The sequence below is a fragment of the Pseudarthrobacter sp. NPDC080039 genome (assembly GCF_040702335.1).
Lineage (GTDB): Bacteria > Actinomycetota > Actinomycetes > Actinomycetales > Micrococcaceae > Arthrobacter > Arthrobacter enclensis_A.
Genome location: NZ_JBFBKY010000042.1, coordinates 1 through 15,074, shown reverse-complemented (window position 1 = coordinate 15,074; position 15,074 = coordinate 1). Strand labels below are relative to the sequence as shown.

10 protein-coding genes and 2 pseudogenes are annotated in these 15,074 nt (G+C 62.2%); 11 read left to right on the top strand and 1 reads right to left on the bottom strand.

Annotated elements, in window-relative coordinates:
* The first annotated feature begins 711 nt into the window (after positions 1–711).
* The 10 genes and pseudogenes from AB0313_RS21200 to AB0313_RS21155 form a co-directional block, all read left to right on the top strand.
* A complete protein-coding gene (locus AB0313_RS21200; RefSeq protein WP_366308221.1) occupies positions 712–963 on the top strand; it encodes a hypothetical protein in 252 nt (83 codons plus the stop codon).
* Between the two features lie 1,593 nt (positions 964–2,556).
* Complete coding sequence (locus tag AB0313_RS21195; protein ID WP_366308219.1) at positions 2,557–3,858, top strand: glycosyltransferase; 1,302 nt, start codon at positions 2,557–2,559, stop codon at positions 3,856–3,858.
* Positions 3,855–5,909, top strand: coding sequence for a right-handed parallel beta-helix repeat-containing protein (locus AB0313_RS21190; RefSeq protein WP_366308217.1), 2,055 nt, complete (start codon positions 3,855–3,857; stop codon positions 5,907–5,909). The genes AB0313_RS21195 and AB0313_RS21190 overlap by 4 nt, the downstream gene beginning before the upstream one ends.
* The gene (locus AB0313_RS21185; protein ID WP_366308215.1) at positions 5,906–7,096 is read left to right on the top strand and encodes a right-handed parallel beta-helix repeat-containing protein; all 1,191 of its coding nucleotides are present in this window, start codon (positions 5,906–5,908) and stop codon (positions 7,094–7,096) included. Before AB0313_RS21190 ends, AB0313_RS21185 begins: the two co-directional genes overlap by 4 nt.
* 66 nt (positions 7,097–7,162) lie before the next feature.
* Positions 7,163–8,599 carry a UDP-glucose/GDP-mannose dehydrogenase family protein gene (locus tag AB0313_RS21180; protein ID WP_366308213.1) on the top strand — a complete coding sequence of 479 codons (1,437 nt, stop codon included), beginning with the start codon at positions 7,163–7,165 and terminating at the stop codon, positions 8,597–8,599.
* 62 nt (positions 8,600–8,661) lie between these two features.
* Positions 8,662–9,051, top strand: coding sequence for a hypothetical protein (locus AB0313_RS21175; protein ID WP_366308211.1), 390 nt, complete (start codon positions 8,662–8,664; stop codon positions 9,049–9,051).
* 93 nt (positions 9,052–9,144) lie between these two features.
* The gene (locus AB0313_RS21170; protein WP_366308209.1) at positions 9,145–9,318 is read left to right on the top strand and encodes a hypothetical protein; all 174 of its coding nucleotides are present in this window, start codon (positions 9,145–9,147) and stop codon (positions 9,316–9,318) included.
* Positions 9,319–9,328: 10 nt separating this feature from the next.
* Complete coding sequence (locus AB0313_RS21165; protein WP_366308207.1) at positions 9,329–12,055, top strand: PKD domain-containing protein; 2,727 nt, start codon at positions 9,329–9,331, stop codon at positions 12,053–12,055.
* A 730-nt stretch (positions 12,056–12,785) separates the two neighbouring features.
* Entirely contained in the window at positions 12,786–13,337 is a 552-nt protein-coding gene (locus AB0313_RS21160) for an Hpt domain-containing protein (protein ID WP_366308205.1), read from the top strand.
* 20 nt (positions 13,338–13,357) lie between these two features.
* Positions 13,358–13,624, top strand: a pseudogene (locus tag AB0313_RS21155) (IS30 family transposase); the annotation flags it as partial.
* A 251-nt stretch (positions 13,625–13,875) separates the two neighbouring features.
* On the opposite strand, the pseudogene AB0313_RS21150 reads toward AB0313_RS21155, so the two are convergent.
* A pseudogene (locus tag AB0313_RS21150) lies at positions 13,876–14,004 on the bottom strand (transposase); the annotation flags it as partial.
* A gap of 74 nt (positions 14,005–14,078) precedes the next feature.
* Here AB0313_RS21150 and mscL point away from each other — a divergent pair.
* The gene (gene mscL, locus AB0313_RS21145) at positions 14,079–14,486 is read left to right on the top strand and encodes a large conductance mechanosensitive channel protein MscL (RefSeq protein ID WP_366308223.1); all 408 of its coding nucleotides are present in this window, start codon (positions 14,079–14,081) and stop codon (positions 14,484–14,486) included.
* Positions 14,487–15,074 lie beyond the last annotated feature (588 nt).

Genomic DNA, 15,074 nt, shown 5'->3' with positions numbered 1-15,074 from the left:
GGCCCGCACCGTGACCAGCACCGTGGAAACCACCCAGATCGCCCCGACAATCCTTAAGACCCTCGGCCTGGACCCGAACAAACTCCAGGCAGTGCAGATCGAGGGAACCAAAACCCTGCCCCAGCACTGACCCACCCCGTCCTAGATCCGAAAATGGAGGGCTTCCGCGGCAAACCACACCCCGGAAGCCCTCCATCGTCCTTAAGCGCGCGTTGCACCACTGCCCTTCCATGCATAACCGGCACCAAGAGGCGTGCCGGGTAGGCGTTCACGTCGCCGCGTACTCGCCCTCCAGTGGCTTCCCTCCCACCGCCCCGCCGTACGCTGACCAGGACTGCCCCTAAACCACCGACCCGCCAACGCCTTACTCCGAAACCGGGCCTTAAATTGCCGGGACGCCGTCTCGACCGTCCTCCCCGACACCGCCCCCTTCTACCTCGCCACCGCGACGGGCTGCCGATCGGTCTGATTTTCGCAGGGCTCCCGGCGGCGGTTTCGGACCTGCTGAACGAGGGAATCGCCACGTTCCGGCAAGCCGGAATCAGGATCCACAACGATCAGCTCCGGCGTGCAGCCGAGGCGACCGGCGGCTACCCCTTCCTGATCTAGCTCATCGGCTACCAGTTACGGCGCCAAGCGGAGATCAGCGATCTGACCCTGGAAGCGGAGAACGTCACCCAGGCCATTGCAGCAGCCCGTCGCCGCTATGAGATGACGGTAATCGAAGCAGCTCTTTCCACAGCTTCGGAGAAGGACAAGGACTTCCTCCGCGCCATGGCGGAAGAGGATGATGCTGTTGCAGCCGGCGACAACAGCAAGCGGCTCAACGCCAAAAGCAACGTTGTGGCCAACTACCGGGCCCGGCTCATCGCCGCTGGACTAACGGAGGCACCGGCGTACGGCAAAGGTCGATTTCGCCATCCCAGGCCATCGCGAGTACCCCGCAAAACACGAGCCACGTAGACATACCAATCGGGGCTATAGCCAAATCTGGCCGCCCAACCCGACAGAATCTCCACCATCGGCTCCTTGAATCGTCTGGGGAGTGCTGGTTAAGTCTTTCAGGGCTGCCCTTGAAGTTCCGGGCGAGCCGCATTCGGCGCTTATCGGCCTCCGTGGCACTCGTAGATTCTCCGGCACGGATCAGCCGTGAAGCCATGTGATTGCCCTGGCTGGCGGCGCGCTGCCGGAAGTAGTGTGGAGTCCGTTCGTCCTGCGGGGTAACCTCCCGGGTCTTTCGGCCCTAACGTGAAGCGCCGCGCCGGGTGGACGTTGGAATCGTGCATAACCATGACTCGGGTCGGCCGCAGACATCTGTCTTGACGGGCTAACTATCACAGTGCTTATGATGGTGCTGGCCGAAGGGGATCGGCTTGGGGATAAGGGAAAAGTGAAGGGCGCGCTCACCGATCGGGGCGCGCCTTTCCCATGCCAGGACACATCCTTTGCACACGCCAATTCCGCCTTTTACGGGTCGATGTGGCGTCCCGGCCTGTCCTCCCAAGGGTTCTAAGCTTTCCCCATGCACCCCTTTAGTGGCAATCAGCCTGGTGTTCCTCGCCGGGCTCGCCAGGACGGGAACAGTACTGACCCTTCTCGTGTCCCGATAAAAGCCCCCGGCCGCGCCCAGAGGCGGAATCGCGTGCCAATACTGACGAGGACCTCATCGCCGTCGGCGCTCCCCAATGCTGGTTCGGACGCACAGATGACTTGGGCAGATATCTTCCACCTTCTCCTCACGAGTGGAGGCCTTCCCCGAGGATAAAACTCAAGGCGAAAACCACCGGTAAATGACAAGTAAGGCGTTCCGCAGCGGGTCTACTTGTGCTGCCACCACCCAATTTCCCGCGTACGCGCCGCTCCTGTGTTCGCGCCCGGGCGGTCCCACTGGGTTTTTGGCCCAGAGGCACTTCCGGGTCATGGTTCAGACGACAGTCCAGGGCAAGGCAGCCACAGCGAAAACCTAGATAGAGCGGATACTGGCGCGGCCCAGACCGTCAGACCAGATAGCCGGCATCCGGCTCCGTTTCGGACATAGAGCTTCAGTCACTTTCGCTGGTCGGCCAGGCGCCGCGGCAACCGCACCTGCCGGGTTTCTCGAAGACTCCCTATTATCCCGGGAAGCCGGCTGACAAACGCGACCGGTGGCTTGGCCGCAGGAGCGAATAACCCAGATAACCCTCCCGTGCCGCCTTGTCTCGAGAGGGCTCTGACCGTTGGAGGGGAAGCTTGGGATCGGGAAACGGCAGAATGATCATTACCTGGGCGCTCCAGGGCTGCGGCCTAGTGGTCTTCCCGGTTTCCGGTATAAGTAGGAGTCGCAGGAATTCCAGTAGTGGTCGAGTAGTCCAGCCGGTTCTGAGTACGCGGAAAAGGGTAGGCCGGGGGTAGAAAGACGGGTATCCAATTACTCGGGTGGATTGGCGGGGGAATTTCTAGGGTTTGGAGTAACCCCAATCACCCGAGAAAGAGTCCCCCGATGATTGTGCTAAACCCGCCCGTATCACCAATGATTCACAACGGATCCGCCCCGCGTTTCACAAGCTGGGGGGCCTGATGCCTTCCTCCCCTGTGGTGTCGAGTCTGGTTCCTGTCCTGCAGGTTGGTCCAGTGGATCTATCGCAGATTGATTTTTCGCAGTGGCATAGGTTTCTGCCGGTTGCGTTGGCAGGCCTGGTGGTGTGGGCCTTGTGGCTGTACCGGGTGATCCTGTCCCGGCGTGCCAAACCGGTCCTCAATGATTTCTCCACGACGACGTCTGTGGTTGTCCCCTCATTCCATGAAGACCCGGAGATCTTGCTGCAGTGTCTGCAGACGTGGCGCAGCCAGGGCCCAACGGAGATCATCATCGTCCTGGATGTCCGGGACACCGAGGCCTATGAGCGCATTGCGTCCTTGGCCGATCCCTCGGTGCGTCCCATCCTGTTCCGGCATGCCGGTAAGCGTTCGGCCCTGAGCCGCGGGATTCGCGAAGCTGTCGGGGAACTGTTGATCCTGGTTGACTCGGACACTTTCTGGCAGCCCGGGCTGCTGGCTGCTGTTCAAATGCCCTTCGCTGACCCGCTGGTGGGCGGGGTCGGCACCCAGCAGAATGTGTACCAGCGCACCAGCAGCGTCTGGCGCCGGGTCGCTGACTGGATGATCAACCTGCGCTATTACGATTACGTCCCGGCCATGGGTGCCGCCGGCGCGGTGGCCTGCTTGTCGGGCCGCACCGCAGCCTACCGGCGGTCGGTGGTGATACCGCTGCTGCCGAACCTTGAGGACGAATTCTTCCTGGGCCGGCGCTGCATCTCCGGGGACGACGGGAGACTTACCTGGCTTGTCCTGGCCGCAGGCTTCAAAACCGTCCATCAGTCTTCTGCCCGGGCATTGTCAATGTTCCCGAACACGCTGCGCTCGTTCTTCAAACAACGGGTCCGGTGGAGCCGGAATTCTTATCGCTGCTATCTGACCGCGATCCACAAGGGGTGGCTGTGGCGGGTGCCGCTGGTCACGAAGGTCACCGTCCTGCAGATCCTCCTGACTCCGGTGACGATGGGGATCACGATGGGATACCTGATCTTCAGCCGGCTCGAACTCACTGCCTTCGGGATCGTGATGACCGTGGGCTGGATGCTCCTGGGCCGCGGCATCCGCGGCTTGTCCCACCTGTCCCGCCACCCGTGGGAGATCTTCCTGCTGCCGCTGATCGCGGTCATGGTCATCATTGTGGCGTTGCCGGTGAAAACCTATGCGCTGTTCACGATGAACAAGCAAGGCTGGCTGACCCGCGCTGAAAACCAGACCGGCGGCGAAGGCCAGCGCGCTTCGACCCTGGTCTCCCCCACCCTCGTAACGGCAGAGGAACCCTCATGAAAAACCGGTGGAAAATTTCAGCCGCCCTGGCGGGGGTTTCCCTCCTGATCGGCCTGCCCATGGCCGCCGCGGACAACCCCACCGACCCGGCAATACCTCAGAATGACGCCATCGTGGCCCCGGATACGAGTATGGATCCGGTCCCGACCGTCACCGACGGCAGCAACTACAAGGGGGACCCGCAAAACGAGGCAGCCATGGTCGCCGCGGAAGACAAACGCCTCGTCCAGGTCCGTACCGTGTCCTCCATTGCCCGGTGGGCCGGGACGAAACTTAACGTCCCCTACCGTGTCTCCTCCGGCACCGGCTATACCCTGGTCCTGCCCGCCCGGGCCACCGATTACACCATTGATGACCTCCTCACGCTGGCACCGAAAACGTTCGTGCTCCAGCCCGATGGCAGCTATCTCCTTAGTGAGAACCTCGTCGTGGAGAGCGGCGCGACCCTGACCTTGACCAGGCCCGCGGCGTTGGCACTGAATCTGCTGAGCACTGCCAAGAAGTTCGTTTCGATCGTGAACTACGGCGGCAAGCTGAACATCTCCGGCACCCCGGACGCCCCGGTGAAAATCAGCAGCTGGGACACCGACACGGGCGCCCCCCGCCGGATCACCGACAGCGGCCGCGCCTATGTGCGGTCGATCGGCGGTACGGCCACCATCGAGCACGCCATTTTCCAGAGCCTCGGGTTCTGGAGCGGCAGGACCGGCGGACTATCCATGACAGGGACCGACCGGCCCATCGTGGGAGCACTGAACCAGAGCGGCGCGAAGGCCAAGTACATTAAACCCGCCGCGCCCTCGAAGAAACACCCGGCCGACCCCGCTGCTCCTCCCGCTGCTCCCGCACCGGCTCCGGCGCCGGCTCTATCACCCGGCGAGACGTTGCCGGCCCAGCCCGGCTCGGCCCCCGATTTCAGCTATGCCAGTGCTGCCGTTCAGGACATCACCGTCACGGACAACGTCTACGGGCTGTTCCTGGCCAACGCCGTGGGTATCAGCATCCACAACGCGATCGTCCAGAACAGCCGGATGGACGGTATCGTGCTGCACCGGTTTGTCTCCAACGCCGTCATCGCCAACTCCACGGTGCGCTCCAGCGCCCTGAACGGCTTCATGGTCTCCCGGGCCGCAAGCGATATCCATCTGGACACCGATACCGCCGTCGCGAACCAGCGCGACGGGATCTATGTTGACGGGCGCGCCCTGGCGACCGGGCCCTCCGCCACAGGAACGACGCTGACCGCGTACGGGAACAACACCGTGAGCAACAGCATGATCACCGCGAACAGCCGCTACGGCATCGAGGTCCGGGGAGGAAGAAACACGACCGTCCGGGCCAACACCATCTCCGGGGGCCTGTCCGGGATAGTCGCCGACGCCGCCGCGTCCACGGTCACGATCAGCGGCAACCACCTCGACGGCGGATCCACCCAGGCCATCGCCCTGCGCGATGGCGTCACCGCCAGCACCGTGGAAAATAACACGGTCTCAGGCGGTGCGGTCGGAATCTACCTCCGCAACGCCGCGGCAACGGTCCAGGGAAACGTGGTCGACGGGGTAACCAACCATGGCATCTCCGCCATCGGCTCCGGTGTCATCCGGATCAGCGCCAACACGCTTTCCGGTGCGGGCCCGAGCCCCGTTGACCTGAAACGAACCAGTAACGCCGTGGCAGAGAACAACACCACCGATAACTGGACCCTCACACGATCGTTCTGGCAAAACCTCACGACTTTCTTCCAGCCCCTGACGATCGTGTGGACCATGCTCGCCCTGATCCTGATCCTGACAGCCTTCGCCGGTCACCGACACCGCGGCGCCGTCAAACACCCTTACGCGGCCCAGGCCCCGATGAGTGCCTTCACGGACCTGGAACCGATCCTGATCCAACCCAATGCCCTCACCCCGGCACTGGTCCAGGCAGCCCACGGCGACTTCCCCACCCCTGCCGATAAACGCCGAGGCACCCGGCGCAGGCGGAAAACAACCAAAGGACCCGGCCAGCTCCAGCCCCCCGAACGCGAATCAATCAGTAGGGGCGCCTCATGAAACGCCGGCCGGCTCTGCCCTGGCTGCTGGTCATCATCCTCAGCGCGCTCCTGATCATCAGCGCTTTGGGTGTCCTGGCTGCGACGACCTTCCACACCGCCCAGCCCACAGCTCCCCCCGTCACCGAAACGGCCCCGACAACATCCGCACCGACCGGGGCCGGCGTCGTCACCTCCCCCACCCCTGACCCGCAATCAACACCGGAAACGAAAGGAAAATCCTCCAGGGGCGAAGAACCGATGAGCGCCGCCGCCCAAAGCGCACGTCCCGGCCAGGGCCCCCTGCCCTCTGATCACCCGGTGTCCTGCCCGGCCCCGACCAAGACCGTCTCGACCGCTGCCGACCTCGAATCGGCACTGGCCAATGCCGTGGCCGGAGATGTCATCGCTTTGGCTGATGGCACGTACCCGGGAAATTTCAGCACCAAGAACTCGGGCGCTGCCAGCAACAGGATCTATCTGTGCGGGGGCCCCGGTGCGGTGCTGGACGCCGGCGGCAACAACAACGGGTACGTCTTCCACCTCGATAGCGCCAGCTACTGGGTCCTGTCCGGATTCACCGTACGCAACGGCCAAAAAGGCATCGTCACCGACTCCAGCACCGGGTCGGTAATCGAGGACCTGACCGTGACCGATGTCGGGGATGAAGCCATCCACCTGCGCAAGAACTCCAGCAGCAACCTGGTCACCGGAAACACCATCACACGCACCGGAAGTAAGAACCCGAAATTCGGTGAGGGCATCTACGTCGGCACCGCCGTCAGCAACTGGTGCACGATCAGTGACTGCCATACCGACCAAAGCAACTACAACATCATCGCGAACAACACCATCTCGCACACCACCGCCGAAAACATCGACATCAAGGAAGGAACCATCGGCGGCGTCATCAAAAACAACCACCTCGACGGAACCGGCATGACCGACGCGACCGCCTGGATCAACGTCAAGGGCAACGCCTGGACCATCGACTCCAACGACGGGCAGAACTCTCCCGGCGACGGCTACCAAACCCACAACATCCTCCAGGACTGGGGCGACTACAACCTCTTCACCCACAACAGCGGCCCGGTCGGCGGCCCCGGCTACGGTGTCGCCCTGCGCCCGGCTATGCACAACACCGTCTCCTGCTCCAACACCCTCACCGCCCGCAGCGGCCTGGCCACCATCGCCTGCACCAACACCTGACCCACCACGCTACTCCGGTGATCCCAGCCTCAACCCAGCCCCTCATCCCAAGGAAAGGCCTCCACCATGATCCCGAACAGCTCCACCAGCATCCCGGCCATCGTCGAGCACCCGAAAATGACCGTAATCGGCACCGGCTACCTCGGCGCCACCCACGCCGTGTGCATGGCACTGCTCGGCTACGACGTCATCGGACTCGACGTGGACAAAACCAAAATCGATGAACTCTCCGCCGGCATCCTGCCCATCTACGAACCCGGCCTCGAAGAAAAGATGCAGGACGTCCTGGCCTCCGGCAAACTCCGTTTCACCACCGACGTGGCACTGGCCGCAGCACACGGGGACGTCCACTTCATCTGCGTGGGAACCCCCCAATCCCAGGGCTCCGACGCCGCCAACATGACCTACGTGAACGCCGCCATCACCTCCCTGGCCCGGGAACTGACCCACAAATGCCTGATCGTGGGCAAATCCACCGTCCCCATCGGCACCGCCGAACGACTGACCAAACTCGTCCACGCCACAGCCCCTGCAGGGACGAACATCGAACTCGCCTGGAACCCCGAATTCCTTCGCGAAGGATACGCCATCAAAGACACCCTGGAACCGGACCGCCTCGTCTTCGGCGTCACCTCCACCTGGGCACGGGCACAACTAACCGCCTGCTACACCACCATCATCGCCGCCGGCACCCCCGTCATTGCCACCGACCTGCGAACCGCGGAACTGGTTAAAGTCGCAGCCAATTCGTTCCTTGCCACCAAAATCTCCTACATCAACGCCATGGCCGAAATCTGCGAAGCAACCGGCGCCGACGTCAGTGACCTCGCCCGGGCACTGTCCTACGACAACCGCATCGGAGGCAGGTTCCTCAAACCCGGCCTCGGGTTCGGCGGCGGCTGCCTGCCCAAAGACATCAGGGCCTTCGCCCACCGCGCAGAAACCCTCGGCGTGGGCCAAGCCGTCTCCTTCCTTCGCCAGGTCGATGCGATCAACCGACGGCGCCGCCAGCGCACCGTCGACCTCGTCGCAGAACTCGCCGGAGGCGACCTCACCGGAATCAAAGTCGCCTGCCTCGGTGCAGCGTTCAAACCAAACTCCGACGACATCCGTGACGCCCCCGCCCTGGACGTCGCCCGCATGCTCCACAATGCCGGCGCTTCAGTCACCGTCTACGACCCTGCAGCCATGAGCAACGCCAAACACAGTTACCCCGACCTCAGCTACGCCAACACCCTTCAAGAAGCCGTCACCGGGGCCGGCGTCGTCGCCCTCCTCACTGAATGGGACGAATTCAAAACCGCCGACCCGGTCGAACTCGCCCGGCTCGTCAACGCCCCCTGCATCGTCGACGGCCGGCACGCCCTGGACGCCGAAAAATACCGCGACGCAGGCTGGGATTACCGCGCCCTGGGCCGCCCCCTCCACCCCGCAGTCGGAAAATTCACCAACCTCGACCACGACCTCACCCAAGCAGGACTGAGCACCCAAGACGCCCAATGACATGCCCGGCACGATCAACCTCCCCCTAGGAGCAACCCCACCCGACCGACAGGAGCCACCCAATGAGCGCATCCGGATCAACGGAGAACGAGATGCTCGCCTACCACGAAGCCATGAGCCTGGACCCACCAGCGCTCATCGACAGCCTCATCCAAATACTCGGCGCCCCAACCGTCGCCTACCTCGGCTCCGTAAAAGAAACCCGAGCCGTACGTCAATGGGCCGCCGCCGAACGCGCCCCCACCCCCGCCGTGATAAAACGCCTACGGGACGCCTACCAAATCGCCCGGTTACTCAACGCCACCAACACAACCGACGTCGTCCAAGCCTGGTTCCAAGGCATGAACCCCCTACTCGGAGACAACCCACCCGCACGACTGCTCCGCGACGGCGATACCGACGAAGCCGCCCACCGGGTACTGGCCGCCGCCCGCAACTTCATCAACCCATAACCCAAAGACCCCAACGATCCAGAGGAAACTGACCCCACCCCTCGAGAACCGTAATTCTGCAAAAACCCCAACATTGCACGGCAGGAGGCAACAATGCCCAACGACGAAGGTTCCATAACTGAAACCGACGACCAAACCACCCCGGCCCTGAAACAACCGGCAGTGCAAAGACTGCGCTCGGAACTCGATGACAAAAATGCTGTTTCCTGGGGGCGGATGAAAGCTCAAGTTGGAAGTCCAGAAAAGCAGCCAGAAGCCGGCGTCTAGGAGCCCTGCCGTGAAGATCAAGCGTTTTCTGACATCGTTGGCCCCGGTAGTGCTCGCGGCCCTCATCGTGGCAGCGGGCATGGCGGGTTCGCCCCCGGCGTCAGCCGATCCGGTCTACGGCACCCAGAGCTTCTCGTACGCCGGCGTCGCAAATCCGCCCACATCGGATAAGCCCCAGAGCAAGTTGTGGTGGAATGACGGATCCTGGTGGGCGGATATGTGGACTACCGGAAGTGGCTGGCACATCTACCGCCTGGACAGGGCTACGCATAGCTGGGTGGACACGGGAGTGTTGAATGATGCGCGCGGCAGCACCTTGGCCGACACCCTTTGGGATGGGGCGCATCTGTACATCGCGTCGCACGTTGTTGGTGTTTCGACCAATGCCAACCCTGTCCCCTCGGTGGCAGGCCAGCCCGCTTACCTTTACCGGTACAGCTACTCCGGTGGTAATTACACCCTGGACGCCGGCTTTCCCATGGTCGTCACGAACAACAGCAGCGAGTCGATGACCATTGACGAGGACAGCACCGGCGCCATCTGGGCAACCTGGACGCAAGTGGCAGGCAACAGCACCAGCGGATTCACCAACACGGTCTACGTCAACAACTCGGCACCCGGCGGCACCGGCTGGGGCACCCCTTACGTTATTCCGGTTTCAAACCCGAACCCTTCTCCTGATGACATTTCCGCTGTGGTTTCCTACGGCAAGAACAAGATCGGGGTGATGTGGAGTGACCAACTTACCGGCACTGTCTGGTGGGCCACGCGAACAGACGGGACCTCGCCCACCGCGTCCTCATCGTGGGCTCTGCAGCCCGCCATCAGGGGCAATGGCCAGGCTGATGACCACCTCAACATCAAATCTCTCCAGTCTGATCCCAGCGGACGGGTCTTTGCCGCCGTGAAGACCAGCCTCAACGACATATCCTCGGATCCGACACTGCCCCAGCTTTTGCTGCTCGTCTTCAAGCCGGGTACCGGTTCCTTCACGCAATCGACCATCTCCACCACGGGTGACTGCGTGACCCGGCCCCAGATCGTGCTGGACACCCAGAACAACCTCGTCCACGCTTTCCAGACCGCCCCACCGACCTCCGTGAGCGGCTGCACGTACTCCGGGGTTGCCGGCAGCATCTACGAGAAGACTGCCTCCATGGACAACCCGGTCTTCGCCTCCGGCCGTGGAAACCCCGTCATGCAGGCAGCGTCCTCCTCGAACATCAATGACGTCACCACCACCAAACAGGGCGTCAACGCGACGACTGGCATTGTCATGTTGGCAAGCGACGACGTCGCCAAGAGCTACTGGTTCTCGGACGAGCCCCTTACGCCAGCCACCCCCACCCCGGTAGCTTCGTTCACTGCCACCCCGAGCTCCGGGACACTACCACTGTCTGTCGCATTCCAGGACACCTCTACGGGCACACCGACCTCATGGTCCTGGGACTTTGGCGACGGTACGGCGACCTCCGCGCTACAAAACCCCACTCATACGTATTCCGCTGCCGGAACGTACACTGCCACCTTGACGGTCACGTACGGGACAGGTACAACTCAATCCGCCACCTCCACCATCACAGTCCTGACACTGGCTCAGGCGATGGATGCCAAGGCCGCCCAATGGAATCTTGGGACGGCCACCGGCAACGTAACGGCAATCCGTGACGGGGGCTACTACCGCAACTACCAGTCAGGTGCTGTAATCTCGACGCCCACGCAGAGCCTGTTCGTCTCCCAAGGCCCCATCCGCAGCGAATGGGCCGCGCTCAACTTTGAAAACGGCCTGATGGGATATCCGACTACGGACGAGGTCGGTGGCCTGGTGAACGGCGGCGTAAACCAAAACTACGAAGGCGGGGCGATCATCTGGACCGCGGCCACCGGCCCTCACGAGTCCTTCGGCCCCATCCGTTTGGAGTGGCAGGCCCTGGGCTTTGAGGGCGGCGTCCTGGGCTACCCCACCACCGAAGTAGTAACCGGCCTGATCAACGGCGGCTCATACCAGAACTACCAGGGCGGGGCGATCGTGTCCGCCCCGGCTTCCGGCACACATGAGTCGACCGGCCCCATCCGTTCGGAGTGGCAGGCCCTGGGCTTTGAGGGCGGCGTCCTGGGCTACCCCACCAGCGAAGTAGTAACCGGCCTGATCAACGGCGGCTCATACCAGAACTACCAGGGCGGGGCGATCGTGTCCGCCCCGGCTTCCGGCACACATGAATCGACCGGCCCCATCCGTTCGGAGTGGCAGACCCTGGGCTTTGAGGGCGGCATCCTGGGCTACCCCACCACCGAAGTAGTAACCGGCCTGATCAACGGCGGCTCATACCAGAACTACCAGGGCGGGGCGATCGTGTCCGCCCCGGCCTCCGGCACACATGAATCGACCGGCCCCATCCGTTCGGAATGGGCGTCCACGGGCTTCGAAGGCGGCGTCCTGGGCTACCCCACCACCGAAGTAGTAACCGGCCTGATCAACGGCGGCTCATACCAGAACTACCAAGGGGGTGCCGTTGTATCGTCGCCGACGGCGGGCACTCACGAATCATATGGAGCCATCCGTACGGCCTGGATGTCCACAGGTTTTGAGCGGGGTGCCCTTGGCTACCCGACCAGCGAGATCTACTCGGTGCCCAATGGAACGGCGCAGGACTTCCAGGGCGGCCGCATAAGCGACATCCTTGGAACTGCGACCATCACGTACTCGACGGGATCAGGCACCCCACCAGCCAAATAAGACAGGACAACCGCGCTTGGCGCGCCGGCAGAGTGACAGGACTGTCTCCGCCAAAACCTCCGGAAATGCAGGTACTCAATACTCGTGCCCCGCGGAAGCCGCTGAACGTAGCATCTCGGAAAGATGTCGAAAATTCTCTTTCTGGTGCTCAGGGGGCAACGTGTGTGTATCGAACAAAACGGACGCGGCGGCGGTGAGGTCCGGTTGCACTTCCCGGCTCCGGCCCGGGCTGAAGGGCCGGCTTCCAGCACGGCCGCGGTTGCCGGTGCATATAGGGGGCAGACGCGTGCGGAAGTCCTGCTGGGTCTTCGGACAGGGAACGGAAGGGATCCCTCGAGTGCAGGCAGATCAGAACGGCGACGACGGCCCGGTGTCCCAAGCCGTGACTGGATTCCCCGCCCTGACCGCCAACCACTACACCGCCGGATCGCCCGGGCGCACCTTTTGGTGCTCGCCAGGGAAGCCTGTTGCCGTACCCTCCCGGCCGTTCCGATGACGCTGGGGCCCGCACGCTTCGCCGCGCTGACCTTCCTCGCAGGCAAAGACAACGTCAACGTCGTTACCGGCCAGATATGGGCCGCAGCCTTGGAATTCGCTCAAGGGCCGCCGACAGCTACGTGCTCACGGAGGAACTTCAGACAGCCCAGGTTTCGGCCAAGCAGCTGCGACCGGCATTGCAGGGCCACGACCCAATCGATGTCGCATGCTCAATCATCATTGGACATAGCAGATGCTCCTACGACGAAGCGTCGAAAAACTCTCGTCCAGGCTCCCAGCCACAGGAACATCAAAATGCCGGCACCTCCCGAACCATCCTCTGCAACGCACCGGGCGGGTACGCAATGACCACCCGCAAGCCATGACGGCCCCTGTCTGGTCCGGCACCGGGGCAGAGAACAAAGATCACAATCTTCCCCTGCTTGACCCTTCCGTGCTGGAGAGACTCCGGGACGAGCTGGATGGTGATGAAGGTATCTGGATGATATTCATCCGGAACTTCATAGCCCAGTTGCCAGGCAGGGCCGAAAGAGTGCGCCACACCTTGACGACCGGTGATGCTAAAGGTGCCATGGATGCAGTGCTAAGCCTTCGCACTTCCAGCCAGATGGTCGGTGCTGAACGGCTGGCAAACCTTGCCCTCCAGGTCGAACAGGCCCTGCGCAGTCGTCCCCCCGATGCAGCCCCGGCAGCGGTCCTCCCCGGAATCGCCGTAGCCTACCAGGCAGATATCAGGCGATGCGCGGAACAGACCATTGACATTTTGGAAGGACACCTTGGTTGATCGTCCGGACAACCGGTTCGATGGCTTGCCATCAGGGTTTCACGCGGCAGACGCTGATTCCGGTGTATTTCTGTGATCCAGCGAGCCCCTGGCGGCGCGGCTCAAACGACAACACTAACGGCCTGATTCGGCAGTGCTGCCCGAAAGGAACTGACCTCGGCGTCCACAGCCCCGAACACCTCATCAGGGTCGCCGCTGAACTCAATCGCAGACCACGCGAAATCCTGGGTTGGCAGAGTCCCATGGAGCACCTGGCTAAACTGACTTCACCAGCGCTAGAACCATAAACCGTTGCAACGACCGCTGAACTCCGCCGCCGGCGAAACGGCTCACTTTTCGACCATCGCTGACAGAAAAGGGTGGTCTCCGAGTATCTTCCCTGTCGTATCTGGCGCGACGACGTGATGAGTGTCGGCGCGTGCGTCGATGCCCCCGATGACGATCACTGCTTGCGTTGTCTGCGTTGTTGCTCATGCTGGTGGTGGTTCCCTTCGATAAGGGATGACCTCGCCAGGCCGGGCGGACACAACAAAGACGTTGCCCCATAGACCTCCTCGAAGTGCGCGGCGATTTCCCCCGTGGTCAATCCCCGGGCAGAGAGTGAGAGGACGATCTGATCGATCCCGTCCAAATGTCGTTTTCGCTTGGGCACGATCACCGGCTCGAACGGGGAATGACTTGGTAGACAAAAATTTGACAATTACCGGTCCCAAAACGTCTTACTTGGGGTAACTTGTGCTCATGCTGACAGGCTTCAAGAATTTCATCATGAAAGGCAACGTCGTTGACCTTGCCGTCGCCGTCGTGATTGGTGCCGCCTTCGGTGGGGTAGTAACCGCGCTGGTTCAAAGCGTACTCATGCCCTTTATTGCTGCCCTGGTCGGTTCACCGAACTTCGACAGCTTCGCTGTCGTCACTCTTAACGGGAACGACATCAAATTCGGTGTTTTGCTTACCGCTATCGTCAACTTCCTGCTGGTGGCAGCAGCCATCTATTTCGTCATCGTCATGCCTATGAACCACATGATTGAACGCCGAAACCGCCGCCTCGGTATTAACCAGAATGTAAAGGAAGAAGCAGCAGAGGACCCACAGATTGCCTTGCTCACCGAAATCCGCGATTCCCTCCAAGGCCAGTCCCGCAACTAGTCATCGATAATCCCCTTCCTTTCACCTAAGGGAAGGAAGGGGACGACTTCTGCGGCCGCTCACCCTCCTGTTTCAGTCCCCCTTTGCCTCAGTTTCAGACTCGACTACATCCCGAACTTGATATGAATGCCATCCTGGCGTGGGAGGACTTCCCATTGAGCCCGCATACAGGGGCATTCCCCGACCCTTACCAGGTGAGTGGCTGGCACCGCGGGCTCCCGCGTCGCCCGCCTTCCAAAAGAGGGATGCCCGTGATCGTCTTCGGCGAGACTAACGGGGACACCATGGGTCCCTCAACGGGTGTTGCGGGAGGGAAGGTCGGGGCCCTTGTCCTCCTCTCCGTTTCGCACCCTACGGGGCCACCTCGGATTGCCCCTACAGCTTGCTCACCAGCATCGAGGACTCCTTCTCTCCCGCCTTGCTAGCTACGGAGAGCCCGAAGTGAACACCTTCGGCAACGACGTCTACCAGGGCGGAACGTAATACCCGAGACCGGGGAGTCATTCACTCCCTGCTGGGTTCCTGTCCTATTCCGGCGCAGGTACCGTCGCTGCATCCTCCCGGTCAGGTTCCCTCGCCCCTTGTCTG